The organism is Streptomyces sp. NPDC091209 (assembly GCF_044757755.1).
Lineage (GTDB): Bacteria > Actinomycetota > Actinomycetes > Streptomycetales > Streptomycetaceae > Streptomyces.
In genome coordinates, this window is record NZ_JBIVVR010000001.1 from 1234685 (window position 1) to 1260265 (window position 25581).

General features: G+C 71.6%; 19 protein-coding genes and 2 pseudogenes. 6 read left to right on the top strand and 15 right to left on the bottom strand.

The features are described 5' to 3' along the window. Positions 1 to 199: 199 nt before the first annotated feature. Positions 200 to 1027, top strand: a pseudogene (locus tag ACIQRL_RS05385) (ATP-grasp domain-containing protein); the annotation flags it as partial. Positions 1028 to 1319: 292 nt separating this feature from the next. Here ACIQRL_RS05385 and ACIQRL_RS05390 read toward each other — a convergent pair. From ACIQRL_RS05390 to ACIQRL_RS05400, 3 genes are all read right to left on the bottom strand, one after another. Further along, on the bottom strand, positions 1320 to 2249 hold the full coding sequence (locus ACIQRL_RS05390; RefSeq protein WP_401327255.1) for a chaplin: 930 nt from the start codon (positions 2247 to 2249) through the stop codon (positions 1320 to 1322). Positions 2250 to 2353: 104 nt separating this feature from the next. After that, entirely contained in the window at positions 2354 to 2545 is a 192-nt protein-coding gene (locus ACIQRL_RS05395) for a chaplin (RefSeq protein WP_401328114.1), read from the bottom strand. A 377-nt stretch (positions 2546 to 2922) separates the two neighbouring features. Continuing rightward, positions 2923 to 3333, bottom strand: coding sequence for a rodlin (locus tag ACIQRL_RS05400; RefSeq protein WP_401327257.1), 411 nt, complete (start codon positions 3331 to 3333; stop codon positions 2923 to 2925). A 251-nt stretch (positions 3334 to 3584) separates the two neighbouring features. Between ACIQRL_RS05400 and ACIQRL_RS05405 the strand changes: the two genes are divergently transcribed. Beyond that, positions 3585 to 3995: a rodlin gene (locus ACIQRL_RS05405; RefSeq protein ID WP_401327258.1), complete on the top strand. Its 411-nt coding sequence runs from the start codon at positions 3585 to 3587 to the stop codon at positions 3993 to 3995. A 145-nt stretch (positions 3996 to 4140) separates the two neighbouring features. Here the strand turns inward: ACIQRL_RS05405 and ACIQRL_RS05410 are convergent. From ACIQRL_RS05410 to ACIQRL_RS05425, 4 genes and pseudogenes are all read right to left on the bottom strand, one after another. Then, positions 4141 to 4995: pseudogene (locus ACIQRL_RS05410) on the bottom strand (AMP-dependent synthetase/ligase); the annotation flags it as partial. A 90-nt stretch (positions 4996 to 5085) separates the two neighbouring features. Next, positions 5086 to 6711, bottom strand: coding sequence for a von Willebrand factor type A domain-containing protein (locus tag ACIQRL_RS05415; protein WP_401327261.1), 1626 nt, complete (start codon positions 6709 to 6711; stop codon positions 5086 to 5088). Between the two features lie 153 nt (positions 6712 to 6864). Continuing rightward, complete coding sequence (locus tag ACIQRL_RS05420) at positions 6865 to 7728, bottom strand: ABC transporter permease (RefSeq protein WP_401327262.1); 864 nt, start codon at positions 7726 to 7728, stop codon at positions 6865 to 6867. Continuing rightward, on the bottom strand, positions 7725 to 10409 hold the full coding sequence (locus tag ACIQRL_RS05425) for an alpha/beta fold hydrolase (RefSeq protein WP_401327264.1): 2685 nt from the start codon (positions 10407 to 10409) through the stop codon (positions 7725 to 7727). Before ACIQRL_RS05425 ends, ACIQRL_RS05420 begins: the two co-directional genes overlap by 4 nt. 116 nt (positions 10410 to 10525) lie before the next feature. On the opposite strand from ACIQRL_RS05425, the gene ACIQRL_RS05430 reads away from it, so the two are divergent. Then, positions 10526 to 10936, top strand: a complete 411-nt coding sequence (locus ACIQRL_RS05430; protein ID WP_401327267.1) for a GNAT family N-acetyltransferase — start codon at positions 10526 to 10528, stop codon at positions 10934 to 10936. A 64-nt stretch (positions 10937 to 11000) separates the two neighbouring features. Here ACIQRL_RS05430 and ACIQRL_RS05435 read toward each other — a convergent pair whose 3' ends face one another. The 6 genes from ACIQRL_RS05435 to iolC form a co-directional block, all read right to left on the bottom strand. Continuing rightward, entirely contained in the window at positions 11001 to 12410 is a 1410-nt protein-coding gene (locus ACIQRL_RS05435) for an APC family permease (RefSeq protein WP_401327269.1), read from the bottom strand. A gap of 375 nt (positions 12411 to 12785) precedes the next feature. Beyond that, positions 12786 to 14288 (bottom strand): CoA-acylating methylmalonate-semialdehyde dehydrogenase, encoded by a 1503-nt coding sequence (gene mmsA / locus ACIQRL_RS05440; protein WP_401327271.1) that lies wholly within the window; start codon positions 14286 to 14288, stop codon positions 12786 to 12788. 14 nt (positions 14289 to 14302) lie between these two features. Continuing rightward, the gene (iolD, locus tag ACIQRL_RS05445) at positions 14303 to 16186 is read right to left on the bottom strand and encodes a 3D-(3,5/4)-trihydroxycyclohexane-1,2-dione acylhydrolase (decyclizing) (RefSeq protein ID WP_401327274.1); all 1884 of its coding nucleotides are present in this window, start codon (positions 16184 to 16186) and stop codon (positions 14303 to 14305) included. After that, entirely contained in the window at positions 16183 to 17025 is an 843-nt protein-coding gene (gene iolB, locus ACIQRL_RS05450) for a 5-deoxy-glucuronate isomerase (protein WP_401327277.1), read from the bottom strand. Before iolB ends, iolD begins: the two co-directional genes overlap by 4 nt. A gap of 7 nt (positions 17026 to 17032) precedes the next feature. Beyond that, positions 17033 to 17929 carry a deoxyribose-phosphate aldolase gene (locus tag ACIQRL_RS05455; protein WP_401328117.1) on the bottom strand — a complete coding sequence of 299 codons (897 nt, stop codon included), beginning with the start codon at positions 17927 to 17929 and terminating at the stop codon, positions 17033 to 17035. A 230-nt stretch (positions 17930 to 18159) separates the two neighbouring features. After that, on the bottom strand, positions 18160 to 19110 hold the full coding sequence (gene iolC, locus ACIQRL_RS05460) for a 5-dehydro-2-deoxygluconokinase (RefSeq protein ID WP_401327279.1): 951 nt from the start codon (positions 19108 to 19110) through the stop codon (positions 18160 to 18162). 129 nt (positions 19111 to 19239) lie between these two features. On the opposite strand from iolC, the gene ACIQRL_RS05465 reads away from it, so the two are divergent. Together ACIQRL_RS05465 and ACIQRL_RS05470 are read left to right on the top strand one after the other, a co-directional pair. Beyond that, positions 19240 to 20223: a sugar phosphate isomerase/epimerase family protein gene (locus ACIQRL_RS05465; RefSeq protein WP_401327282.1), complete on the top strand. Its 984-nt coding sequence runs from the start codon at positions 19240 to 19242 to the stop codon at positions 20221 to 20223. Positions 20224 to 20611: 388 nt separating this feature from the next. After that, positions 20612 to 20812, top strand: a complete 201-nt coding sequence (locus ACIQRL_RS05470; RefSeq protein ID WP_355764666.1) for a MerR family transcriptional regulator — start codon at positions 20612 to 20614, stop codon at positions 20810 to 20812. 138 nt (positions 20813 to 20950) lie between these two features. Here ACIQRL_RS05470 and ACIQRL_RS05475 read toward each other — a convergent pair whose 3' ends face one another. Then, positions 20951 to 21994: a zinc-dependent alcohol dehydrogenase family protein gene (locus tag ACIQRL_RS05475; RefSeq protein ID WP_401327285.1), complete on the bottom strand. Its 1044-nt coding sequence runs from the start codon at positions 21992 to 21994 to the stop codon at positions 20951 to 20953. Between the two features lie 260 nt (positions 21995 to 22254). Further along, positions 22255 to 24696, bottom strand: coding sequence for an MMPL family transporter (locus ACIQRL_RS05480; RefSeq protein WP_401327288.1), 2442 nt, complete (start codon positions 24694 to 24696; stop codon positions 22255 to 22257). Positions 24697 to 24860: 164 nt separating this feature from the next. Between ACIQRL_RS05480 and ACIQRL_RS05485 the strand changes: the two genes are divergently transcribed. Then, positions 24861 to 25535, top strand: a complete 675-nt coding sequence (locus ACIQRL_RS05485; RefSeq protein ID WP_401327291.1) for a TetR/AcrR family transcriptional regulator — start codon at positions 24861 to 24863, stop codon at positions 25533 to 25535. Positions 25536 to 25581: the final 46 nt, after the last annotated feature.

The following is a 25581-nucleotide window of genomic DNA, read 5'->3' on the forward strand; positions in this document are numbered from 1 at the left end:
CGGGTGACCGCCCGGTCGCCGCACCCGTCCCCATTCCTCCCGACCCTGTTCTCGATGCCGATCCGAAGCCGATCCCGACGCCGATCCCCTTTCAGATCCGGATCCTGATCCCCATTCAGGTCCCGGCGCCGATCCCGTTCCCGTCGCCGACCCTTCGCCGACCCGTCGCCGATCCGTCGCCGATCCGAAGGAAAAACCCGTGCCGAATCTCGGCAACCGGGTCCCCGCCGTGCTGCTGCGCATCGACCGGAATCCCTTTCAGCACGGAACGCTGGGAGCCGTACGTTCACTCGGCCGGGCCGGTGTGGAAGTGCACCTCGTCGCCGATACCGCGGGAAGTCCCGTCCGCAGATCGCGTTTTGGGTGGGCGACGCACCCCCCCACCGCCGCCCGGTTCGTCCGTCGCGGACATCGCCGCGGTATTGCGCCGAGTGGCCGCCCGGGTCTCCCGACCCGCCGTACTGGTCCCGATGGATGACGCGAGCGCCCTCGCCCTGAGCCGTCCGAGCGAGGAGCCCGCCGCCGGGTGCCGGCTGCCGCGGCAGTCCGGCACGCTCACCGAAAGCGTGGCCGAGAAGGCCGAACTGGTCACCGTGTGCGCGAGCGTCGGCGATCCGCACCGGTTGACCCTGATGCCGCCGAGCCCGGCACAGGCGGCCTCGGCGGCCTGGCAACTGGGGCTGCCGCTGGTGGCCAAGTGGAGCCGCCCCTGGCTGATCCCGGCCGGACAGGGGCTGCGCGGCACGGTGGTGGTCCGCTCGGCGCGGGAGGCACAGGCCCTTTATCCGCGCACCGCGGAGGCGGGCAACCGGCTGCTGCTCCAGACGTTCCTGCCGCCGGGGCCCGACCGTGACTGGATCTTCCACGGATGCGTCGACCGGTCCGGCGCGACACACGGCGGTGGCGCGGGCCGCAAGCACCGCGCCCGGCCGCGCGACGCGGGCCTAACAGGGTCGGCCGCTGGACGCCGGACCCGCAGCTCCAGCCCATCGCCGAACGGCTCATCGAGGCACTCGGCCACCGGGGGTCTCTTCATGGCGGGCCTGGTCACCGCCTCCGTCTTCGGCCCGGCCATGCGCTGCGTGCACGGCGCCGGCTTCACGGCGGACACGCTCGTGCGCGGCTTACGGCGACGGCTGCGCACGGGGCCGGGCGGCGGGACGGATTCCGGCACCCGGCGAAGGCCGTCGGCGGGGATCGGACCTGGTTCCCGGCGCCGGCCCCTGACGCCGGCGGCGCAACAGGGATGCGCACCCGCCGCGGATCGGACCGCTCCGGGTGCCGGGCGCGGGGACGCGACCGGCACCGGGAGCGGAGCGTCACCGACGGTACGCGGCCCGGTTGCGCCGGTACAGCACGGTGCCGCCCGCCAGCAGGGCGGCACTGGCCGCCGTGGTGGCGAGGAGTCCCTCACTGCCGGTCTCCGCCAGCGCCGCATGCGGGGTGTACACGACAGGCGTGTGCGGGGTCCGGGTCGGCGGATGCTCGTGGACCGTCCGCGGGGGGTTGTGCGGTGTGGTCGACGGCGGAGTGGCTTGGTGCGGGGTCGTCGGGTGACGGTCCGGCGCGTGGTGATGACCGCATTCGTTGCCGGACACAGAGTTCAGCAGACCGATCACGTCCACGCTGTTGCCGCAGAGCTCGACCGGGATGTCCACCGGAACCGCGATCTGGTCGCCCGACAGGAGACCGGGCGAGCCCTGCGTCTCGCCGTACGACGAGGAGCCGCTCCAACCGCCTTGGTGGGCACCCGAGTTGTCGTACGCCGGACCTCCGTGACCGGAGTGGCGGTCACCTGAGTCCCCGTATCCGGAGTGGCCGTGTTCCGAGCCTCCGTAGCCGCCGCCGGAGTGGTCGTCGTAGCCGCCGTGTTCACCGCTGTAGCCGCCGTAACCACCTCCCGAGTGGGCGGCGCCGCTGTGGCCCGGGGCCCGGTCCGAGCCGTGTGCGGAACTGGCGTCGTGCTGGGCGAGGTTGTGCGGCGCTACGTGCCGGCCGTGCGAACCCGAGCCATTGGCGCAGGAGTTGCCGAACGCCGGGTTGAGGGCGGCGACGATGTCGACCGTGTTGCCGCAGAGGTTCACCGGCACGTTCACCGGCACCTGGATGTTGTTTCCGGACACCACACCGGGCGAGTCCGAAGCGGTCGCGGTCGCGGTCGAGTCCGCGAAGGCCGGACTGGCGTACAGGGACATGATGCCCGTCGCAGCCGCGGCCAGGACCACTCCCCTACTCAGGTTCTGTCGCACTCTTGTTGTCTTCCTGCTGGTAGAAGTGAGGAAGCCGGCCTCGGGACCGAGAGGCGGTCCAAGGCCGGCCGTGGCACAGCCGGAGGCGGCTGAAGTGCCGAAACTCAGTGGTTGGCGCAGTGGTTGGCGATCGCCGGGTTCAACAGGGCGATCACGTTGATCGAGTCGCCGCACACGTTGACGGGGATGTGGATCGGGACCTGGATCACGTTGCCGGAGAGGACGCCGGGAGAGTGGGCGGCGGCACCCTCGGCACCCGCGTCCGCGAAGGCCGGGGCGGCCATGCCCAGAGCCATGATCGCGCCGGCGACGACAGCAGCGCTCTTCTTGTGCTTCACGTGCTTTCCCTTCTCTGGGTCATGCCCCTTTGTCGGTAGAAACCGAGCGAGCAGAACTTGATTGGCTCGCACCATGACCCGCAGACCGTCAACGAGGGACGGGCGGCCGAAGAAACTGTGGAACGTACGCCAATTGGGGATTCACTCGAATCGCCCTGCGTGGAATCGGCACGGAAGCTTCACAACAGGCGAAACACTCCTTCCGAAGAAGAAGCGTTTCGCCCGGGCGGCGATGTCAACTCGACAGAAATGGAATTCATTCATACGACGAGAACACGCGTCGGGGCCCGGGCCGTCGCCTGAACGCGACGTGCGGCCCGGGCCCGAGCGGAGGCTCAGCTGTGGCCGGCGCCGTTGCCCGACAGGACCGGGATGTTGTCGGCGATGTGCGAGAGCGGCTCGTCGCCCTTGGCCTGGGTGGAGTTCTCGGTGCACTGCTGGTTCTGCGGCGCGGACAGAACCTGCACGTCCTGGACGGCGATCGGGACGCCGCCGAGGAGCGGTCCGACGTTGGCCTTGGCCGGCAGGCCGATGCAGGGCTTGTTGAGCGAGCCCTGGACCGCCGAGAGCTGAGGGCTCATGTCGCCCTCGGTCAGCGCGTTGCCGTACGCCTGCTCGGCACCGTTCCCGTTCGCCGTGGTGACGCCGTTGTCGTTGCCGATGGCCAGCGCCTGCGGGGCGGCCGCCGCCGAGACACCGCCGACGGAAGCCGCGACAGCCGCCACGGCCATTGCCTTCTTGAGCATTTCTCCGGGTTCCTTTCCTGCCTGTCCCACATATTCCTGCTCCCCATCAACCGGGGCCGGCGGGATTGGTTGCGTGACATCACCTGATCGAGCTGTTCGACCCGCCCGAATTCATGGAACCTCTGGCCCGAGGACTCGACCATCACACCATCCCATAGGGACCGTTGGGGTGAATCGCAGCAACCATGGCGCCCAGGGTCAGTTGTCCAGGTCGCTCCGGTGGACGGGGTTTCTCCAGAAGGGATCAGCAAGTGATCAAGAAGGTCATGACTGCTGCGGCGATCGCCGCTTCCGTCGTCGGAGCCTCGGCTGCCGTCGCCCCCCAGGCGCTGGCCATCGGCAACGACGGGGGTGTCACCACCTCCAACGGAAACGCCGCCTCGCAGATCTACGGCAACCAGGCCACCTACGGCAGCATGAGCCCGCAGATGGCGCTCATCCAGGGTTCCCTGAACAAGCCCTGCGTCGGCCTGCCGGCCAAGGCCAACGTCGGATCGCTCATCGGTGTGATCCCGGTCGCCGTCCAGGACGTGCCGGTCCTGTCCTCCCCGCAGAACCAGCAGTGCACCGAGAACTCCACCCAGGCCAAGGGCGACGAGCCGCTCTCGCACGTCCTGGACAACATCCCGGTCCTGTCGGGCAACGGCGCCGACCACAGCTGACCCTCATCGGCATCACGGACAGCGGGTCGCTCCTCGGAGCGGCCCGCTGTTCCCGTGTCCGGCGCCGGAATCCCCTTCCGTCCGCCGCCGGGACTTCCCCGCCGTCCGGTGCGGGGCCGACCCCGGCGTCCGGTGCGGGGTTTCCTCAACTCCCGTACAGCGCGCCGATCTCGGCCGCGTACACCGCCGTCACCGCGTGCCGTCGTACCTTCAGTGACGGGGTGAGCAGGCCGTTGTCCTCGGTGAACTCGCCTTCCACCAGGGCGAACGCGCGAATGGACTCGGCCCGGGAGACCGCTTCGTTGGCGTGGTCCACGGCCTTCTGGACCTCCGCGCGTATCCGCGGGTCGCGGACGATGTCCGACGGCGCGGTGTCCGCGGGGAGTCCGCGGACGGCGAGCCAGTGGGCGACCGCCCCGGCGTCGAGGGTGATCAGGGCCGCGACGAACGGGCGGTTGTCGCCGACGACGAGACACTGTCCGACGGGCGCGCGGCCGCGCAGCCGGTCCTCCAGGACGGCGGGCGAGACGTTCTTGCCGCCCGTGGTGATGAGGATGTCCTTCTTGCGGCCGGTGATCGTGAGGTAGCCGTCCCGGTCCAGCGCGCCGAGATCGCCGGTGGCGAACCAGTCCTCGGTCAGCACGGCGTCGGTCGCCGCCGGGTTGTTCCAGTAGGCGTCGAAGACGACACCCCCCTCGATCAGTACCTCTCCGTCGTCGGCGATCCGGACGGCGGTGCCCGGGATCGGCAGGCCGACCGTTCCGGGGCGGGGTCCGAGCGGCGGGACGACGGTGGCGGCGGCGGTCGTCTCGGTCAGGCCGTAGCCCTCGTAGACGATGATTCCGGCGGCGTAGAAGAAGAGGTTGAGGTCGCGGTCGAGCGGGGAGCCGCCGCTGATGGCGTAGTGGGCTCGGCCGCCGAGTTCCCTGCGGATGCGGCAGTAGACCAGCAGGTCGTACAGCGCCCAGGCCGCGTACAGGCCGGGCCCTGGGCCCCTGCCCGTAACAGAAACTCAATGGGTCACGCACGATCCGTCCCCAGCCACCGGTCACGCGCCGGACCGGCGGCCGAAGGACGGCTGGCGGACCGGCTACGACCTGCAGTCCCCGGGGCAGATGTGCAGGCTGTCGGCCTGGTCGATCGCGGTGGCGAGCGACGCTACGTCCTTGTCCTCCGTTTCCTTCGCCAGATCGCGGGTGTGAGAGGCGAGTTCAGTAAGCGGGAGCGCGCCGGGCAGCGAGCTCCAGCGGGCATCGCCCGAGCGCAGCGCGTCGGCGAAGTAGGCGGCCGCGGCGGTGACCTGGAAGGAAGGGGGCGAGGTCCAGACACCGGACCACAGGGAGCCGGTCTCCAGGCTGCCGGACTCCTCGTGCGGGGCGCGGGAGTCGGGGTCGAGCCAGCGGACGGTCGCGGTGGCCAGATGACCGGAGGCGCCCGGGCGGGTGCGCACGGCGTAGAGCGCGGTGACCGTGTGGCCGGGACCCACCTCGCCGCCGTCCACCCGGTCGTTGCGGAAGTCCTGGTCGGCGACCTTGCGGTCGTCGTAACCGATCAGCCGGAACTGTTCGACCGTCTGGGGGTCGAACGCGACCTGCGCCTTGGCGTCGCGTGCCGTGAGGTCGATGTTCTGCGGAAGCTGGTCGCAGAAGACGGTGAGGGCGTCGTCGCGGTTGGAGACGTACGTCGTGTGGCCGTCGCCCTTGTCGGCCAGGCGCTCCATGAGGGCGTCGCCGTAGTCGCTGCCGACGCCGACGCCGAAGAGGGTGATGCCGTGCTCGCGGCGGGCGGACGAGATCTGTCCGAGGATGCTGTCCGCGTTTGTGTCACCGGTGTTGGCGAGACCGTCGGAGATCAGGACGACCCGGTTGGTGGCCCCTTCGCGCAGCCCCTCGACAGCGGTCGCGTACCCGGTCTTCACACCCGCGCCGAGGTTGGTCGAATCGGTCGGCTCCAGGCTGTCGATCGCCTCGTGGACGCGGCCGCGGTGGTCGCCGAGCCGGGTCATCGGCAGCACGGTCTCGGCCTCGTCGCTGAAGGTGACCAGGGCGACCGAGTCGTCGTCGCGCAGCCGGTCCGTCATCACGTCCAGGGACTGCTGGGCCAGGTCGAGTCGGCCCGGCTCGGACATGGAGCCCGAGATGTCGATGACGAAGGTGAGGGCGGCGGGCGGGCGTTCGCTCTCGCTGTCGGCGGCCCGGGTGGCGAGGCCGACCCGGACGAGGGACCAGCGTCCGTCGTCGGTGCGGGCGCCGTCGACGGTGACCGAGAAGCCGTTGCCGTCCGGGCGTTCGTAGTTCTGGTGGAAGCTGTTGACGAATTCCTCGGGGCGGATCGTGGTGGGGTCGGGGACACCGCCGCTCGCGAGGGTGCGCCGGGCGTAGCCGTACGACGCGGTGTCGACGTCGAGGGCGAAGGTGGAGAGGTAGTCGGGCGACGGCGTGACCTCGGGGGCGTCCGACTGCTCGCCCTGCTGGTCGCGCCCGGTCGCGCCGCCCGTCGGCTGGACGGGGGCGGGCAGCGGGAGGTTGCGGCCCCCGGACTTGTCCGCGCCGTCCGAGGTGTTGTTGCCGCCGCCCGCGCCGCAGCCGGTGAGCAGCACCGCTCCCGCCGCTGTCAGGGCGAGCAGCGAGCCGCCGAGCCTTCGGCGGGTCGCCGTCCGCGCGCCGTCGCGTGGGCGCCCCGTGCCCGCCGACGTCCGTATATGGTTCATCCCCATCTTTGCCCCCTCGGCGTACGGCCCTTGTGTGGGCCGACAAGTGTGACTGTGACGGCCGAGGGGGCCGGGACGAGCGCTCGGAAGCGTTGCGGAAGGATTGCGAAGCGGCCACGGCGGAGGCCCGTCGAGACCGGTGGGTGACCCTCCGGAGACCTACGACACGATGTCCTTGCGCCCGAAACCGCGGAAGGCCAGGGCGAACAGGACGAGGGCGTACGTTACCGAAATCGCCGCGCCCTGGATCATTCCTCCCCATTCCAGTGTCGGCTGGACGGCGTCGGCCCAGGCGAACTGCCAGTGGGCAGGCAGGAAGTCGCGCCAGTGGCCGAGCGCGGTGACCGCGTCCAGGACGTTGCCGACGATGGTCAGGCCGACCGCGCCGCCGACCGCGCCGAGCGGGGCGTCCGTCTTCGTCGACAGCCAGAACGCGAGCCCGGCGGTGACCAGTTGGGACACGAAGATGTACGCGATCACGACGAGCAGCCGCTGGGCGGCGGTGCCCGCGGAGAGCGCTCCGCCGGTGGGGATCTCCAGCGGGCCCCAGCCGTAGGCGGCGGTGCCGACGGCCAGCGCAACGACCGGCAGCAGGACCATCGCCGCGAGACTGAGAGCGAGCGCGACGGTGAGCTTGGACCACAGCAGCCGGGCTCTGGGCACGGGGGCCGCCAGCAGATAGCGCAGGGAGGACCAGCTCGCCTCGGAGGCGATGGTGTCGCCGCAGAACAGCGCGACCGGGATCACCAGGAGGAAGCCCGCCGACACGAACAGGTTCACCGCGGCGAAGTTGGCGCCCGAAGCGGTGGCCGTGTCCAGCAGGGTGATCCGGCCGTTCCGCTCACCGGGCCGGCCGCCGATCGCGAACGCCACGAGCAGGACGAAGGGCAGGGCCGCGAGGACCGCCCCCATCGCCAGGGTGCGGCGGCGCTTGAGCTGGCGGACGAGTTCGACGCGCAGGGGCAGGGTGCGGCGCGCCCGGTACCCGTCCGCCGTCTCGGTCCGCTCCAGGAGCGTGCTCATGCGGAACCTCCGATCAGGGTCAGGAACGCGTCTTCCAGACGTCGGTGGGGGCCCACCGACGCGACCGGTACTTCGAGGCGGACGAGCTCCACGACCAGGCGCTGTGCGCTGCCGCCGTCGTCGAGGCGGACCAGCAGTCCGTCCTCGGTCGCGACGGCCGAGACCACGCCCGGCAGTGCGCCCACCTTCTCGACGACCGGCTCGTCGACGGGGGACCCGGTGCCGATGAGCAAGGTGTCGCCGGAGCCGATGATCTCGGACACCGGGCCCGCCTGGACGAGCCGGCCGCGGTCCATGACCACGAGGTGGGTGCAGGTCTGTTCGACCTCGGCGAGGAGATGGCTGGAGACGATGACCGTGCGGCCCGCGGCGGCGTACCGGATCATCACCTCGCGCATCTCCCGGATCTGTGGCGGGTCGAGGCCGTTGGTCGGTTCGTCCAGGATCAGCAGGTCCGGGAGGCCCAGCATGGCCTGGGCGATGGCCAGGCGCTGGCGCATGCCCTGGGAGTAGGTGCGCACCGCGCGGGCGAGCGCCTCGCCGAGTCCGGCGATCTCCAGGGCCTCTTCCAGGTGGGCGTCCTCGGGAGGACGTCCGGTGGCCAGCCAGTAGAGCTCCAGGTTCTCGCGGCCGGAGAGGTGCGGGAGGAAGCCCGCGCCCTCGACGAACGCTCCGACCCGGGAGAGGACCGGCGCGCCGGGGCGGATCGCGTGCCCGAAGACGTGGATCTCGCCCTCGTCGGGCTTGATGAGGCCCATGAGCATGCGCAGGGTGGTCGTCTTGCCCGCGCCGTTCGGCCCGAGCAGGCCGAGGACCTGGCCCTTCTCCACGCGGAACGACAGCTCCCGTACCGCGTACCGGTCGGCCGACTTGGCGTAGCGCTTGCTCAGGCCGGTGATCTGGAGCGGGACTTCGGCCAGCTCGGCATCGGGTGCCGGGGCGCTCGTACGGCGGCGGCCGGTCAGCAGCAGCGCCAGGGCGGTCAGCGCGCCGGCGAGCGGCAGCCACCACACCCAGGCGGGCAGCGCCGCGGCGGCGGTCTTCACTCCGGGGGCCGTCGGCACCTGGAGGGCGGTCTTGAGGGCCACGGTGTACGTCGCCGGGGTCGCCGGGGAGGCGTAGCCGAGGTCCGTCGAGGCGAGGACCAGGCGCAGCCGGTGGCCCTTCTGGACCGCGTGGTCGACGGCGGGAAGGGTGAGGCGCACGTCCTTGCCGCTCTTCGCGCCCTCGACGCGGACCGGGGTGACGAGCTGGGAGGGCAGCACCTGCTGGGTGCCGCCGGGGCCGACGTCGTACACCTTCGCGAAGAGGACGGCGTCGTCGGTGCTGGACCGGACGTGCACGGTGACGGTCGGCGAGCCGGTGATCCGCAGGTCGTCCCGGAGGGGCGCGGACTCGAAGCGGGCGTACTGGCCGGGGAAGTCGAGGGAGATCCCGACGCCGAGGGTGGAGAGCTGGGCGAGACCGCCCGCGCCGCCGAGCCCCGGCAGGGCCGAGATGGCGGGCGGACTGGCGCCGGCCGGGTTCTGGAAGCTCTGCTCGCGGCCGCTCAGCGCGACGGTGTGCCGGCCGCTGTCCAGTCCGGGGTAGCTGTCCGCGCTCGCTCCGCGCAGCAGGGCGGCGCCGTCCGTGGAGTCGATGCCTCCGGTGCGGGTGACGCGGAAGGCGGGGCCGGTGTCGGCGCCCTTGTCGTCCTTCAGATAGCGGTCGAACCAGGAGCCGACGCGGGAGGTGACGCGGTCCGTCTCCATGTCGCCGCCGTCGTGCCCGCCGGAGATCCAGTCAACGTCCACGGGCGCGCCGTTGGCCTTGATCGCCTTGGCCATCGCGTCGGCCTGGCCCAGCGGGAAGAGGGAGTCGGACTGGCCCTGGGTGATGAGGGTGGGGACCTTGACGCGGTCGCCGACGGCCGAGGGGCTGCGCTCCTGGAGCAGCTTCACCGCCGCCGCGTCCGGCTTCCCGGACTCGGCGACCCGGTTGTACATCGCGCACAGCTCGGGCTCGAACCGGGCGCAGCCGCCGCCGGAGTTGATGAAGATGCCGGCCCAGAGCTTCTTGAACACGCCGTTCGGGAAGAGGGCGTCCGCGAGGTTCCAGTACGTGATCGACGGGGCGATGGCGTCGACGCGCGGGTCGTCGGCTGCGGCCAGCAGGGAGATCGCCCCGCCGTACGAGGCGCCGGCCACGCCCACGCGCGGGTCGCCGCTCCGGTCGAGCCGGACCTCGGGCCGCCGGGCGAGCCAGTCGATGAGCCGGGAGACGTCGGCGACCTCGCCCTTGGGGTCGTTCAGCCCGATCTTCCCGGTGGACCTGCCGAAGCCGCGGGCCGACCAGGTCAGCACCGCGTATCCGTCGCGGGCGAGCTTCTCCGCCTCGTCGCGTACGTCCGCCTTGCTGCCGCCGAAGCCGTGCGCGAGGAGGACGGCGGGGCGGCGCTCGGTGGAGGGGCCGGCGGTGAAGTACGAGGTGTCGATGCGCACTCCGCCGTCCATGGCCATGACGCGGTCGGCGCGGTGCACGGCGGGCGCGTCGTCCGACGCGACGGCCGTCCAGGTGCCCGCGCCGGCGAGCAGCACGACGGCCGCGGCGGCGGCCGCCCATCTCCCGCGGGCTCGCGCCGTCGTGCGAGCGGGGAGTTGCCCCCGTCGCGGCCCGCGCGGCCGGGGCAGTCGAAGATCCATGCCTCAACGGTACGGGTGCCCACCGACAAGCGGGGCAGCCGCCGGGGTGAACCCGCACCCCTCCCACGGGAGTACGGCACGGGTCGCGTGTACCGCGTCCGTGGTACGAACGCGTCATGGAGATGCGCCGCGCCGCCACCGTCGGGGAACTGACCGCCGCCGAGTACCTCTTCGACCATCCCGTGCGTCCCGAGTGGGCCCGGCGGTTCCTGGACACCCAGGGCCATCATCTGTACCTGGCCTACGAGGGCGAGGTCCCGGTCGGCTTCATCAGCGGGGTCGAGACGGTCCACCCCGACAAGGGCGCCGAGATGTTCCTGTACGAGCTGGCGGTGGCCGAGCCGTTCCGGCGGCGCGGCACCGGGCGGGCGCTGATCCACGAACTCGCCGCCCTGGCCCGGGAACGCGGCTGCTACGGAATGTGGGTGGGGGTGGACACCGGGAACGACGTCGCCCTTGCCACGTACCGCAGCGCGGGTGGCAAGGACGACGGGACGTGCACGGTGGTGACGTGGGACTTCGGCTGAGGCTCCGGGGCGGGGCGGGGCGGCCCAGCGTTTCCGGGCCGGGTCCGTCGGTACGGGCCGCCGGTTACGCCTGCGCGTCCTCCGGGATCGACACCAGCCAGCGGGTGTCGCGGCGCGGCCGCAGGTAGAAGGCCCAGTACAGGGTGGCGACGGCGGTGATGCCGCCGGTCCACACCAGGTAGACCGTCTCCTGCTGGGTGAGGACGTAGGCGAGGACCACGATCAGCAGGATCGGCATCGCGGGCCACAGCGGCATCCGCCAGGCGGGGGTGTGGCGGTGGTGGCCGCGCCGGGCGAGCAGGGCGGCGACGGCGACGAGCAGGTACATGGCGGTCACCGCCACGCCCGTGACGCCGTACAGGGTGTCGAGGTTGACGAAGCAGAGGGCGGCGCCGGGGACGCCCACCAGCAGGGTGGCGACCCAGGGGGAGCCGAACCGGCCGAGCTTGGACAGGCCGTTGTTGACCGGCTCGGGCCATGCCTTGTCACGGGCCGAGGCGAACAGGACGCGCGAGTTCTGGATGACCATGACGATGCCCGCGTTGATGATCGCGAGGGCGACGCAGAGGCTGACGAAGGTGCCGACGGCGGAGTTGGACCAGGCCGTGACCATGCTGCTGATGTCGCCGCCGGTGAGCTCCTTGATGTCGGAGGCGCCCATGGTGATGGCGACGACCGGGACCAGGATGACGACCGTGGAGATGGCGAGGGTGGCCAGCACCGTGCGGGCGACGTTGCGCCGCGGGTTCTCCAGCTCCTCGGAGAGGTAGACGGCGGTCGAGAAGCCCTGGGTGGCGAAGAGGGCGATGGCGAGCCCGGAGATGACGAGCATGGCCGTCACGGGGTCGGTGTGTCCGCCGGTACCGGCGACCTGCATGGAGGTGAGGCTGCCCAGGCCGCGGTGGCTGTGCGTGAAGCCCAGCAGGGCCACCAGACCGGCGGCGATGACCTCGAGGACCAGGAAGATGCCGGTGATCCAGGCGTTGGCGCGCAGGTCGAGCAGTCCGGCGAGGGTGGCCAGCAGCATCACTCCGGCGCCGGTCATCGCCGGGTCGAGGTGCACCAGCGGGGCGAGGTAGTCGGCTGTGCCGATGGCGATCACCGGCGGGACGATCATGACCACCAGCAGCGACATCACGAAGACGAGCCAGCCCGCGAGCCGTCCGGCCATCGTGGAGACCATGGCGTACTCGCCGCCGGCGCTGGGGATGAGGGTGCCCAGCTCCGAATAGCAGAACGCCACGGCGATGCAGAGCAGCGAGCCGATCGCGATCGTGAGGGCGGTCGCGGTGCCGAGTGAGCCGAAGAGGTCGGGTATGACCACGAACAGCGTCGAGGCCGGGGTCACGCAGGACAACGTCAGCAGGGTGCCGCCGACGACGCCGATGGAACGCTTGAGCGTCTTCGGGTTCCCTGTGGCCGTTGGGGCGGCGTCCAGGACGGCGGTCTCGACTGGGCGGAGCGTGTCGGTCATGAAGCGGTTCCGATCGACTCGTGCATCTGAGGTTCGGGCGGGAGCGATATCGCCTCCGGCGGCTCGCGTCGTACTTCTTCTCGTCCGCTCCCGCGCTGATGGAACCTTGACGGAAACCGTTGCGTCAATGGCCGTTTACCTACGGAATCCGCAATAGCGAAGCGACGCACGTCACATCACTTTCGCAGGCGACAACGTCACCCTGTTGCAATCGTCATGAATTTATGGAGTGTGACCATGCTTTCAAAGGTCACACCCGTTGGTAACCTGCGTCACCCGGTTCATCCCGATGAACGGGAATCGTTGCGGCGGCGTCAAAAAAACGTCAAGCCGTCCGCATAGCGGACGGCTTGACGGGGTGGGTCGGGCGGGGCCTCAGTGGTTGCGCGGGAAGCCCAGGTCGACGCCCGCCGGAGCCTCCGACGGGTCCGGCCAGCGGGTGGTGACGACCTTGCCTCGGGTATAGAAGTGCGTGCCGTCGTTGCCGTAGATGTGGTGGTCCCCGAAGAGGGAGTCCTTCCAGCCGCCGAAGGAGTGGTAGCCGACGGGCACCGGGATCGGCACGTTCACGCCGACCATGCCCGCCTCGATCTCCAGCTGGAAGCGGCGGGCCGCGCCGCCGTCCCGGGTGAAGATCGCGGTGCCGTTGCCGAAGGGGGACGCGTTGATGAGCGCCACGCCCTCCTCGTACGTCTCGACGCGCAGCACGCACAGCACCGGGCCGAAGATCTCGTCCTTGTACGCGTCCGACGTCACCGGCACGCGGTCCAGGAGCGAGAGGCCGATCCAGTGGCCGTCCTCGTACCCCTCGACCGTGTAGGCCGTGCCGTCGAGGACGACCTCGGAGCCCTGGTCGGCGGCGCCCTTCACGTACGACGCCACCTTGTCGCGATGGACGGCCGTGATGAGCGGCCCCATCTCGGAGGCCGGGTCGTTGCCGGGACCGATCTTGATCTTCTCGGCGCGCTCGCGGATCTTGGCCACCAGCTCGTCGCCGATGGAGCCGACCGCCACGACCGCGGAGATCGCCATGCAGCGCTCGCCGGCCGAGCCGTACGCGGCGGAGACGGCGGCGTCCGCGGCCTCGTCCAGGTCGGCGTCCGGCAGGACCAGCATGTGGTTCTTGGCGCCGCCCAGCGCCTGGACCCGCTTGTGGTTCGCGGCGGCGGTGGTGTGGATGTAGCGGGCGATCGGCGTCGAGCCGACGAAGGACACCGCCTTGACGTCCGGGTGCTCCAGGAGACGGTCGACGGCCACCTTGTCGCCGTGCACGACGTTGAAGACACCGTCGGGCAGACCGGCCTCGGCCAGCAGCTCGGCGAGCTTCATGGCTGCCGACGGGTCCTTCTCGGACGGCTTGAGGACGAAGGTGTTGCCGCACGCGATGGCGAGCGGGAACATCCACATCGGGACCATGGCCGGGAAGTTGAACGGCGTGATGCCCGCGACGACACCGAGCGGCTGGCGGATCGACGCCACGTCGACCTTGGAGGCCACCTCGGTCGACAGCTCGCCCTTGAGCTGCACGGTGATCCCGCAGGCCAGCTCGACGATCTCCAGACCGCGCGCGACCTCGCCGAGCGCGTCCGAGTGGACCTTGCCGTGCTCGGCGGTGATCAGCTCGGCGATCGCGTCCCGGTTGGCGTCGAGCAGCGCGCGGAACCTGAACAGGATCGTGGACCGCTTGGCCAGCGAGGACTGTCCCCAGGTCGCGTAGGCGTCCTTCGCGGCGGCGACCGCGGCGTCGACCTCGTCGACGCTCGCGAACGCGACCCTCGTGGTCACGGCGCCGGTCGCCGGGTCGGTGACCGGCCCGTACGTACCCGACGCACCCTCGACGGTCTTGCCACCGATCCAGTGGTCGACGGTCTTCGTCATGGCCATGCACTCCTTCACAGATGGCGGCGTCGGGCGGCGACGTGCCGGTCGTACTCCTCACGTGCCTTGACCGCCGACGATCGGGTCGCGGTCTCGGCCACAGGTACATCCCACCAGGCTTGGGCCGGAGGCGCGCCCGACACTGTGTCTGCCGTTTCGGTCTCCACGTAGACACAAGTGGGAGTGTCCGCCCCGCGCGCCTCGGCCAGGGCCGCCCGCAGGTCACGCACGGTCTTCGCGCGTAGGACACGCATACCCAGGCTGGCCGCGTTGGCCGCGAGATCCACCGGCAGCGGCGCCCCCGTGTACGTACGGTCCTCGGCCCGGTAGCGGTACGCCGTGCCGTACCGCTCGCCGCCCACGGACTCGGAGAGGCCGCCGATCGAGGCGTACCCGTGGTTCTGGAGGATGATCACCTTGATCGCGATGCCCTCCTGGACGGCGGTGACGATCTCCGTCGGCATCATCAGATACGTGCCGTCGCCGACCAGCGCCCACACCGGACGGTCCGGGGCCGCCATCCGCACCCCGATCGCGGCCGGGATCTCGTAGCCCATGCACGAATAGCCGTACTCGACGTGGTACTGGTCCCGCGACCGCGCCCGCCACAGCTTGTGCAGGTCGCCGGGGAGCGAGCCGGCCGCGTTGATCAGGATGTCGTCCTCGGTGACCAGCTCGTCCAGGACACCGAGGACCTGCGGCTGGGTGGGCCGGATGTCGATGTCCTCGGCCTCGTAGGCCGCGTCGACGCGGTACTCCCAGCGCTCCTTGTCGTCCGTGTACTCGGTGACGTACGCGGGCTCGGCGCGGTGCTTGTGCATCAGCAGCGCCTCGGTGAGCGCCTCCAGTCCGGCGCGCGCGTCGGCGATCAGCGGTATCCCGGCGAGCTTGTGGCCGTCGTACGGAGCGATGTTGAGGTTGAGGAAGCGGACGCCCGACGCGCCGAACAGGGTGCCGGAGGCGGTCGTGAAGTCGGTGTAGCGGGTGCCGACGCCGATCACCAGGTCGGCGGTGCGGGCGAGTTCGTCGGCGTTCGCCGTGCCGGTGTGCCCGACGCCGCCGACGTCCTGCGGGTGGTCCCAGCGCAGCGAGCCCTTGCCCGCCTGGGTGGAGGCGACGGGGATACGGGTGGCGGAGGCGAGTTCGGCGAGCGCCTCCTCGGCACGGCTGTGGTGGACGCCGCCGCCCGCGACGATCAGCGGGCGCCGGGCCTCGCGGACCGCCGCGACGGCGCGGGCGAGTTCGCCGGCGTCGGCCGCCGGGCGCCGCACGGCCCAGGTCCGCTCGGCGAAGAACTCCTCGGGCCAGTCGTACGCCTCCGCCTGCACGTCCTGGGGCAGCGCGAGCGTGACGGCGCCGGTGTCGACGGGGTCGGTGAGTACACGCATCGCCTGGAGGGCCGCCGGAATCAGGGCCTCGGGCCGGGTGATCCGGTCGAAGTACTTCGACACCGGGCGCAGACAGTCGTTGACCGACACGTCCCCGGCGGAGGGGACCTCCAGCTGCTGGAGCACCGGGTCGGCCGGGCGGGTCGCGAAGACGTCGCCGGGCAGGAGCAGCACCGGGAGGTGGTTGATGGTGGCGAGCGCGGCGCCGGTGACGAGGTTGGTGGCGCCGGGCCCGATGGAGGTGGTCACGGCGTGCGCCGACAGCCGGCCGCACTGGCGCGCGTAGCCGACCGCCGCGTGCACCATGGCCTGTTCGTTGCGCCCCTGGTGGTACGGCATCTCGTCGGCGTACTCGACGAGCGCCTGGCCGATCCCGGCGACGTTCCCGTGGCCGAAGATGCCCCAGGTGGCGCCGATCAGGCGACGCCGCTCGCCGTCCCGTTCCGTGTACTGCGCGGCCAGGAACCGCACCAGCGCCTGTGCGACCGTCAGCCTCGTCGTCGAGGTCATCGGTATCCCCCTGTGCTCTCTGCGTGTCCCGGGTGGAAGCGGATCCGCCACTCCCTGTCCCCGCCCGGTCCCGCCATGACGTTCAGGTAGTACATGGCGTGACCGGGCTGGGCGATGGACGGACCGTGCCATCCGTCGGGGACGAGGACGGCATCGCCGGTGCGGACCTCGGCGAGGACGTCCGAACCGCCCTCACGGGAGGGGAATACGCGCTGATAGCCGAAACCGTTCGGGCCGTCGATCTCGAAGTAGTAGATCTCCTCCAGCCGGGACTCGACGCCGGGCAGGTGTTCGTCGTGCTTGTGGGGCGGGTACGAGGACCAGTTGCCGCCGGGGGTGATCACCTCGACGGCGATGAGCCGGTCGCAGTCGAAGACGTCCGCGGCGGCGAAATTGCGTACCTGGCGGGCGCAGTTGCCGCTGCCGCGGTCTTCGACGGGAACCTCCGGCGCGGGGCCGTAGCGGGCGGGGAGTCGGCGCTCGCACTTCGCTCCTGCCAGGGCGAAGCGGCCTCCCGCGCCGGAGGCGATCTGGGCCCGGGCCTCACGGGGAACGTACGCGAAGTCGGAGACTCCGTCGAACACACTCCGCCTGCCCAGGAGTTGGAACTCTTCCTGTTCCATGCCGTCTTTGGTGCGCACCGTGCAGCCGCCGCCGAGCGGGAGCACGATCCACTCGCTGTCCCCGGTGGTGAACGTGTGGGTGCCGCCCGGTGCCAGCTCCACGATCCGCAGACTGCTGTGGGTCCAGCCGGCCCGTTCGGGGTCGATGTCGAGGACGTAATAGGCGTCGGCGGTGGTGCCCTTGGGCACGTACAGCTCGTTGCTCGGACGACTCATGCGGCCCTCACAGAAGTCCTACGGCGGTGTCCACGGCCTCGGCGACATCGCCGTCCGCCGGGTAGAGCAGCGAGCGGCCCACCACCAGGCCCTGCACGGTGGGGAGTTGGAGCGCCCCGCGCCATTTCTCGTACGCACCCTCCTGGTCCTCGCCGACATCGCCGCCGAGCAGGACGGCGGGCAGCGTGGAGGTCTCCATGACGCGGGCCATGTCGTCGGGGTTCTCGGTGACGGGGACCTTCAGCCAGGTGTACGCCGAACTGCCGCCCAGGCCGCCGGCGATGGCGATGGACTTGGTGACGGCCTCGGCGCTCAGATCGTTGCGCAGGGTCCCGTCGTCCCGGCGACGACAGAGGAACGGTTCGACGAAGACCGGAAGTTGCCGCTCGGCCATGGCGTCGATCACCCGGGCGGCGGACTCCAGGGTGCGCAGCGAGCCCGGATCGTCGTAGTCGATGCGCAGCAGCAGTTTGCCCGCGTCGAAGCCGAGCCGCTCGATGTCCTTCGGGCGGTACCCGGTGAACCGGTCGTCCAGCTCGAAGGCGGAGCCCGCGAGTCCGCCGCGGTTCATCGACCCGATGACCACCTTGCCGTCGAGCGCGCCGAGCAGCAGCAGGTCGTCGAGTATGTCGGCGGTCGCGAGCACGCCGTCGACCCCGGGACGGGAGAGCGCGAGACACAGCCGTTCCAGCAGATCGGCGCGCCCCGCCATGGCCAGCCTCCGGTCGCCGACGGCCAGCATGCCGCGCGCCGGGTGGTCCGCGGCGACGATCATCAGCCGCCCGGAGCCTTCGAGCAGCGGACGGCGCACCCGCCGCGCGGCGGCCTCCGCGATCGCCTCGGGGTGCCGGGCCCGGACCTGGACGAGGGCGAGGACGTCGACGCGCGGAGACGGGGGGCGCAGACGGTCGTAGGCGGTGGGGGTGACGGAGCCGGCGGTGAGCGGTCCGTCGGACGGGGCACCGGTGGGCCCCGTGCCGGTGGACCCCGTGCCGGTGGACCCCGTGCCGGTGGATCCCGTGCCGGTGGGCCCGGTGTTCGTCTGCGCGCCCGCCGGGGCGTGTCCGGCCGCCTCGTCGGGCGCGGGTGCGTCGCCGCCCTGTTCGTGGCGGGCTCCCCCGACGTGGCCCGCCCTCACCGCACCGCTCCGGCGGCGAGGGCCTGTTCGACCTCGTGTTCGGTGGGCATCGCGGAGGAGCACTCCAGGCGGGAGGCGACGATGGCGCCCGCGGCGTTCGCGTAGCGCATGATCCGCTCCAGGTCCCGGCCGGCGAGCAGTCCGTGGCAGAGGGAGCCGCCGAACGCGTCGCCCGCGCCGAGGCCGTTGAGGACCTCGACCGGGAGGGGCGGGACCTCGGCGGTGGTGCCGTCGCGATGGACGGCGAGGACGCCCTTGGGGCCCTGTTTCACCACGGCGAGTTCGGCACCCGCTTCGAGGAGGGCGGCGGCAGCGGCGTGCGGCTCGCGCTCTCCGGTGGCGATCTCGACCTCGTCGACGTTGCCGACGGCGACGGTGGCGTGGCGCAGGGCCTCGGCGTAGAAGGGGCGCGCCGACGCGGGATCCTCCCAGAACATGGGGCGCCAGTCGAGGTCGAAGACCGTCGTACCGGACCGGGCCCGGTGGGCCAGGGCGGCGAGTGTGGCCGTGCGGCTCGGCTCCGCGCAGAGCCCCGTGCCCGTCATCCAGAAGACGCGGGCGGCGCGCACGGCGTCGAGGTCGAGTTCGTGCGCCTCGATCTCCAGGTCGGGGGCCTTGGGCTGCCGGTAGAAGTAGAGCGGGAAGTCGTCCGGCGGGAAGATCTCGCAGAAGGTGACGGGGGTCGGCAGTCCGGGAACCGGGGTGACCCAGCGGTCGTCCACGCCGAAGTCACGCAGCGCCTCGCGCAGATAGGTTCCGAAGGGATCCGCACCCGTTCGGGTGATGACGGCACTGCGCCGTCCGAGCCGCGCGGCCGCCACCGCGACATTGGTCGCCGAGCCGCCGAGGAACTTGCCGAAGGAGGTCACCCGGGACAGCGGGACCCCCGTCTGCAACGGGTAGAGGTCCACGCCGATCCGCCCCATGGTGATCAGCTCGTACGCCATCGAGTTCCCTTCCCTGCGATCCCTACGGCTGCCCCCAGGTCTAGTGCCGCAGGCGAAGCCTGTCAACGTTTTGTCCAGACATTCGGACGACGCTTGACACCTCTCCGGAGCCGCCCGAAGCTGACGGCCATGACGTCGTTGCCACCTCAGTCATCGCCGCCCTCACAGCCCGAGCCCCAGTCGAAGTCGTCACCGCGGTCGTCACCTCCGTCTCCGTCCCCACTGTCGCGCATCCGGATCGGTTCGGCCCCCGACTCCTGGGGCGTCTGGTTCCCCGACGACCCGCGGCAGGTCCCCTGGCAGCGCTTCCTCGACGAGGTCTCCGGATCCGGTTACGAGTGGATCGAGCTCGGCCCGTACGGCTATCTGCCCACCGATCCGGACATCCTGAGGGAGGAGACCGCGCGCCGCGGGCTCAGCGTGTCGGCGGGCACGGTCTTCACCGGGCTGCACCGGGGCCCCGAGGTGTGGGAGTCCACCTGGGCGCATGTCTCGGACATCGCCGCGCTCGCCCAGGCGATGGGCGCCGGGCATCTCGTCGTCATCCCGGCCTTCTGGCGGGACGACAAGACCGGGGCGGTGCTGGAGGACAGCAGGCTGACGCCGACCCAGTGGCGTCATCTGACCGCTCAGACCGAGCGGCTGGCCCATGAGGTGCGCGAGCGCTACGGGCTGAGGATCGTCGTCCATCCGCACGCCGACACGCACATCGACAGCGAGGAGAACGTCACGCGTTTCCTCGACGCGACCGACTCCTCGCTGGTGTCGCTGTGTCTGGACACGGGCCACTACGCCTACTGCGGCGGCGACAGCGTCAAGCTCATCGAGACGTACGGCGAACGCATCGGCTACCTCCACCTCAAGCAGGTGGACCCGCTGGTGCTGGCCGGTGTGCGGGCCGAGGAGCTGCCGTTCGGGCCCGCCGTCGCGCGCGGCGTGATGTGCGAACCGCCGTCCGGTGTACCGGCGCTGGAGCCCGTCCTCGCCGCCGCGCAGAACCTCGGCGTCGAGCTCTTCGCGATCGTCGAGCAGGACATGTACCCGTGCCCGCCGGACAAGCCGCTCCCGATCGCCCGGCGCACCCGGGCGTTCCTGAGGTCCTGCGGGGCGTGAGGGCCGCACCACGACGGCCCGCCGAGCGCTCGGGGCACGGCGGGTCGTCGGCCCTGCCCGCGAGGAGCCGCGCAGGGTTCCTCGGGCTCCTCGCGGGCCGGTCCGCGGACCGGCCCGCGGACAACGGCAGAAACCGTCCTGCGGAGAACCACGCCGACGACTGCCCGCCCCTCGGCGGCCAATGCGTCACTCGTGTCACAAAAAACACCCCCGTGTCACACATGTCGCGTATACGCGGGTCTTGCGTCACACCCGGTCAACAGCCACAGCCCAGCGCTCACGCTGCGTCGTTCACGGGGCACACGCTTTGTGATCACCAGCGCAGCGCCCGGCTCCCCCGACGACCGCCCCAGGCCGCCGCCGCGGTGCGCGCAGGGAGGTGCCACTCATGACCGACCGCAGGCTCTGGTCGTACAAGGAGATCGCCGCGCACATCAAGGTGCAGCCGGACACCGTCCGGTCCTACCGCAAGCACGGACTGCTGCCACCACCCGATCATGTCGAGGCGGGAAAGCCCTACTGGTACGCCGACACCGTCCGCGCCTGGGTCGCCTCCCGCCCGGGGAACCGGGGCCGCAGAGACACCTGACCCACCCGGCCCGGTGCCTCGTCCAGTGCCCCGCCGGTCGGGCACTGGACGGGGGCCGCCCGACGGGACCGCCCTCGCGCCGACCTGATTCCCGGCACCCGCACGGCCCGACGGCCGTCCCGCACACCTCGCCGACCGTCAGCTCCACGGCTCGATGACCGTCACCCCCGAACCCGGCGCCGATCCCATGGCGGCCAGGGCGGAGGGTGTGGCGTCCAGCGGGATGGTGGAGGTCACGAGGAGGTCGGGGCGGAGTACGCCGCCGCGGACCAGTTCCAGCAGGGGCGGGTAGGCGTGGGCCGCCATTCCGTGGCTGCCGAGGAGTTCTAGTTCGAGGGCGATCACCCGGGCCATCGGGACCGGGGTGGCGCCGGTCGGCGAGGGCAACAGGCCGACCTGGACGTGCCGGCCGCGACGGCGCAGGCCGTCGACCGAGGCCGCGCAGGTGGCGGGCGAACCGAGGGCGTCCAGCGACAGATGCGCTCCCCCGCCGGTCAGTTCACGGACCGCCTGGGCCGGGTCCGCAACGGCGGAGGCATCCACGCACTCCGCCGCCCCGAACTTCCGCGCCAGTTCGAGGGCCGCGGGTGACACGTCGACGGCCACGACCCGCGCCCCGGAGGCCGCCGCGATCATCACCGCCGAGAGGCCGACGCCACCGCAGCCGTGCACCGCGACCCACTCCCCCGCGGCCACCCTTCCCTGCGCGACGACCGCGCGGAACGCCGTGGCGAACCGGCAGCCCAGTGAGGCCGCCGTCGCGAAGGACAGCTCCGGCGGCACCGCGATCAGGTTCACCTCGGCGTGGTCGAGTGCCACGTACTGGGCGAAGGAACCCCAGTGCGTGAACCCCGGCTGGGTCTGCCGCTCGCACACCTGCTGGTCGCCCGCCGCGCACGCGGGACAGCTTCCGCAGGCGCAGACGAACGGGACGGTGACCCGGTCGCCGGGGCGCCAGGACCTCACTCCGGCGCCCACCGCCTCGATCACCCCGGCGAGTTCGTGCCCCGGCACATGTGGCAGCGCGATGTCCGGGTCGTGGCCCATCCAGCCGTGCCAGTCGCTCCGGCACAGCCCGGTGGCCTCGACCCGCACCACGACCCCGTGCTCCGCGGGCGCCGGGTCCGCCACGTCCCGCACCTCGGCCGGCTCCCCGTACCGCTCGAACACCACTGCCCGCATCGGCTCCCGCCCTCCGCTCGGAGATCACCTTCCCGGGGGAACGCTACGGGCTGTCCCGCCCCCCGGCGGGCACACGACGACAGCCACGGCGCTCCCCCGGGCTCTTCGAGCAGGGGTACCCCCACTCCGCGTTGCCGGATCGACCGAACACGCCGAGCACGAGGACGACCCTCCGCCTTGCGATGCTCCCCCGGCCCGAAGGCGCGGGGGCCCCCGGCACCTGACGCCGCGCGCTGACACCGGGGATTACGGGCGAGCCCTCAGCCGCGCGCCTCGGCCTTGTCCCGGCCGGGCTCCGCCTCCGGCGCGGACTCCGCGTCCGCTGCCGCGTCGTGAGCCGGAGTCGCATCCGGAGCCGCATCCGGAGCCGCGCCCGGGATCGGAGCAGGGGTCGGGGCCGGGGCCGTGTCCGGGGTCCGATTCCGCGCCTCCCCCTCGCTGAGTCCGAACCGGTCGTGGAAGCGCCGCAGCGGTCCGGGCGCCCACCAGGTGGCTCTGCCCGTCAGGCGCATGACCGCCGGGACCAGCAGGCTGCGGACGACCATCGCGTCCATCAGCACGGCGAGCGCGACACCCAGTCCGAGCATCTTGGTGTTGGCCACCCGGGAGGTGCCGATGGCGACCATCACCACCGCGAGGATGACCGCGGCCGCGGTGATCAGCCCGCCGGTGCGCTGGAGCCCGAAACGGACCGCCTCCCGGTGGTCGCCGGTGTGGTCGTACTCCTCCTTGATGCGGGAGAGCAGGAAGACGCCGTAGTCCATGGAGAGGCCGAAGGCGACGCAGAACATCAGGACCGGGAGGGTCGTCTCGATCGAACCGGAGCTGGTGAAGTCGAGGAGGCCGGAGAGGTGGCCGTCCTGGAAGACCCAGACCACCGCACCGAACATCGCGGTCAGGCTGAGCGCGTTGAGCAGCACCGCCTGGACCGGGATCAGCACGCTGCCGGTCAGCAGGAACACCAGGAACAGCGTGACGATCGCGATGAACGCGGCCGCCCACGGGAGCCGGTCGCCTATCGCGTGCTTGGAATCGACCAGGACGGCCGCCGTGCCGGTCACGGAGGTGTCGAACGGGGCGTCCGCGGCGCGGAGTTCGCCCACCAGCCGCTGAGCCCCCTCGTCCACGGCCTCGCCCTTCGGCAGCACCGAGAAGTACGCGGAGTCGCCCTTCACCAGGGGCCCGTCCACACGCAGCACCTCGGGCAGCGCGGCGATCCGCTCCCGGTACCGGGCGTACTGGGTCTCCGTGGCCGCTCCCTCGGCCAGGACCTCCAGAGCGCCGCCGGGGCTGCCCGGGAAGCCGTCCCGGATGTGCTGCTGGACGATGTGCGACTCCGCGCCGGAGGGCAGCTGCCGGTCGTCGGCCGTGCCGAACTTCACGCCCAGGAAGGGCAGTCCGAGGACGATGAGGCCGGCCGTGGTGGCCACCGCGAAGAGCGGTGCCCTGCGCATCACGAGGGAGGCCATGCGTCCCCAGAGGGCTCCGCCGGCGGCCGGATCGGGCCTTCCGCGCCGGAACAGGCGCCGCAGGTCGAGGGAGTTCACCCGGTCGCCGAGGAGCATCAGCGCCGCGGGGAGCAGGATCAGCGCGGCGGCCGCCGCCAGCAGCACCACGGCGATGCCCGCGTAGGCGAAGGAGCGCAGGAAGTACTGCGGGAAGACCAGCATCGCGGCCAGCGACACGGCCACCGTGAGGGAGGAGAAGAGCACGGTGCGGCCCGCGGTGCGCAGGGTGGTACCGACCGCGGTGCGCGGTGGGGCGCCGGTGGCCAGCTCCTCGCGGAACCTGCGGACGATGAACAGGGCGTAGTCGATGGCGAGGCCGAGGCCCAGGGCCGTCGTCAGGTTCATCGCGAAGACCGAGACGTCCGTGACCTCGGTGAGTCCGCGCAGCACGGCGTTGGTGCCGAGGATCGCGATGATCCCGACCCCGAGCGGGAGCAGGGCCGCGACGGCGCTCCCGAAGACCATGACCAGCAGCAGAAGGGTCACCGGAAGGGCGATCATCTCGGCCCGGGTCAGGTCCTCCTTGATGGTCGTCTGCATCTCGTGCCGTACGGCGACCGGTCCGCCGATCTCGACCTCGACGGCGCCGCTCCTGCCGCGGTAGGAGGGTGCGAGGCGGTCCAGGGTGGCGGCCGCGGCCGTCTCGTCGCCGGTGATCCGGGCGGCGATCAGCGCCTGGTGGCCGTCGCGTGCCTTCAGCGCGGGTGAGCCGGACTGCCAGTAGGAGCCGACGCCGGTGACTCCGTGCTCGGCGGCCAGGCGTGCCGCGATCCGCTTGGCATCGGCCGCGACCGAGGGATCGTCGACCGAGGCCCCGCCCGCGTCGAGCAGGAGCAGCAGATTGGGCTGCGAGGCGGGGAACTCCCGCTCCAGCGCCTTGGTCGCGTAGGTCGACTCCGCGGTCGGGTCCTCCCAGCCGCCACTGCCGAGCCGGTCCGCCACCCCGCTGCCGGCGACCACGGCGAGCGCGGTCAGCAGCAGGGCGACGAGCAGGGAGAGCCGTGGCCGCGCGGTCACGAACCGGGTCCATCCGCCGAGCCGCGCGCCCCCGCCCGTACCTCCACCCGAACGCTCCCCCGAGCCCGAGCCCGAGCCCGAACCCTGGCCCTGGCCCTGGCCCCCGCCCGAGCCTTCAGCCGCGCCCTCGTCGGGCCTCGCCCCGGGCCCGTCATCCGCGTCGTTGACTTCGGACATGCTGCGGTGTCCCCTTCACCGTGACCCGATGACCCGCAAGCGTGCAGGCATCATGGATCGCCCATTGCCATAGAATGGCAAACACGAGTCGGCGCTCGCGTTTTTCAAGAATGCGAGCGACCACTCGCGTTTGTCAATCGCGTCCCGAGAAGCTGGGGATAACCGTGCCCGAGAAGCAGCAGACCGAGGAGTCGCCCACGCGACAGCAGCGCGCCGAAGACAAGCCGCGCCGCCGCCAGGCCCGCGGCGAGCGCCGCATCGCCCAACTCCTGGAGGCGGCAGCCTCGGTGTTCTGCCAGTCCGGCTACACGGCGGCGAGCACCAACGCCATCGCCCGCGAGGCAGGCGTCTCGCCCGGCACGCTCTACCAGTTCTTCCCGAACAAGGAAGCGATCGCGGTCGGCCTCAGCGACCAGTTGCTGGAGCACTGGGCCCAGTCGCACGGACAGGCGCTCAGCCCGGAGAACATCGGCCTCCCGCTGGACCGGATGCTCGACGCGGTCCTCGACCCGCTGATCGCGTTCAACGTGGAGAACCCGGCCTTCGCCGTCCTGATGCACGGCCCCGATGTCCCGGGAGCGATCATCGAGGAGATCGGCACCCTGCACTGCACCCTCCTCGCCCGCGTCGAGGAGATGATCGCGACCCGCCTGCCGGGCCTGCCGCCGGACGAGCGCACCCGCACGGCGAACATGGCCCTCCACCTCTTCAAGGCCGGCCTCACGCTGATCATGTCCCACGAGGGCGCCGAACGGGACGCCTACATCGCGGAGCTGAAGACGGTCATGCACCGCTATCTGGAGCCGCTCCTCGAAGGCGGGCTGCCCGCCGGCCGCTGAGCCGCGCCGGACGGGGGCGGCACCTGGGCTCCGGCCTGCGACATCA

Excerpts from the sequence above, each read along its gene's own strand:
- ACIQRL_RS05395 (WP_401328114.1), bottom strand. The coding sequence starts at position 2,545 with ATGGCTCTGGGCATGGCCGCCCCGGCCTTCGCGGACGCGGGTGCCGAG.
- ACIQRL_RS05435 (WP_401327269.1), bottom strand. The coding sequence starts at position 12,410 with ATGACCGACACGCTCCGCCCAGTCGAGACCGCCGTCCTGGACGCCGCC.
- iolB (WP_401327277.1), bottom strand. The coding sequence starts at position 17,025 with ATGAGTCGTCCGAGCAACGAGCTGTACGTGCCCAAGGGCACCACCGCC.
- ACIQRL_RS05475 (WP_401327285.1), bottom strand. The coding sequence starts at position 21,994 with ATGCGGGCAGTGGTGTTCGAGCGGTACGGGGAGCCGGCCGAGGTGCGG.
- iolD (WP_401327274.1), bottom strand. The coding sequence starts at position 16,186 with ATGACCTCGACGACGAGGCTGACGGTCGCACAGGCGCTGGTGCGGTTC.
- ACIQRL_RS05480 (WP_401327288.1), bottom strand. The coding sequence starts at position 24,696 with ATGTCCGAAGTCAACGACGCGGATGACGGGCCCGGGGCGAGGCCCGAC.
- mmsA (WP_401327271.1), bottom strand. The coding sequence starts at position 14,288 with ATGACGAAGACCGTCGACCACTGGATCGGTGGCAAGACCGTCGAGGGT.
- ACIQRL_RS05425 (WP_401327264.1), bottom strand. The coding sequence starts at position 10,409 with ATGGATCTTCGACTGCCCCGGCCGCGCGGGCCGCGACGGGGGCAACTC.
- ACIQRL_RS05465 (WP_401327282.1), top strand. The coding sequence starts at position 19,240 with ATGACGTCGTTGCCACCTCAGTCATCGCCGCCCTCACAGCCCGAGCCC.
- ACIQRL_RS05470 (WP_355764666.1), top strand. The coding sequence starts at position 20,612 with ATGACCGACCGCAGGCTCTGGTCGTACAAGGAGATCGCCGCGCACATC.
- iolC (WP_401327279.1), bottom strand. The coding sequence starts at position 19,110 with ATGGCGTACGAGCTGATCACCATGGGGCGGATCGGCGTGGACCTCTAC.
- ACIQRL_RS05400 (WP_401327257.1), bottom strand. The coding sequence starts at position 3,333 with ATGCTCAAGAAGGCAATGGCCGTGGCGGCTGTCGCGGCTTCCGTCGGC.
- ACIQRL_RS05415 (WP_401327261.1), bottom strand. The coding sequence starts at position 6,711 with ATGGGGATGAACCATATACGGACGTCGGCGGGCACGGGGCGCCCACGC.
- ACIQRL_RS05430 (WP_401327267.1), top strand. The coding sequence starts at position 10,526 with ATGGAGATGCGCCGCGCCGCCACCGTCGGGGAACTGACCGCCGCCGAG.
- ACIQRL_RS05420 (WP_401327262.1), bottom strand. The coding sequence starts at position 7,728 with ATGAGCACGCTCCTGGAGCGGACCGAGACGGCGGACGGGTACCGGGCG.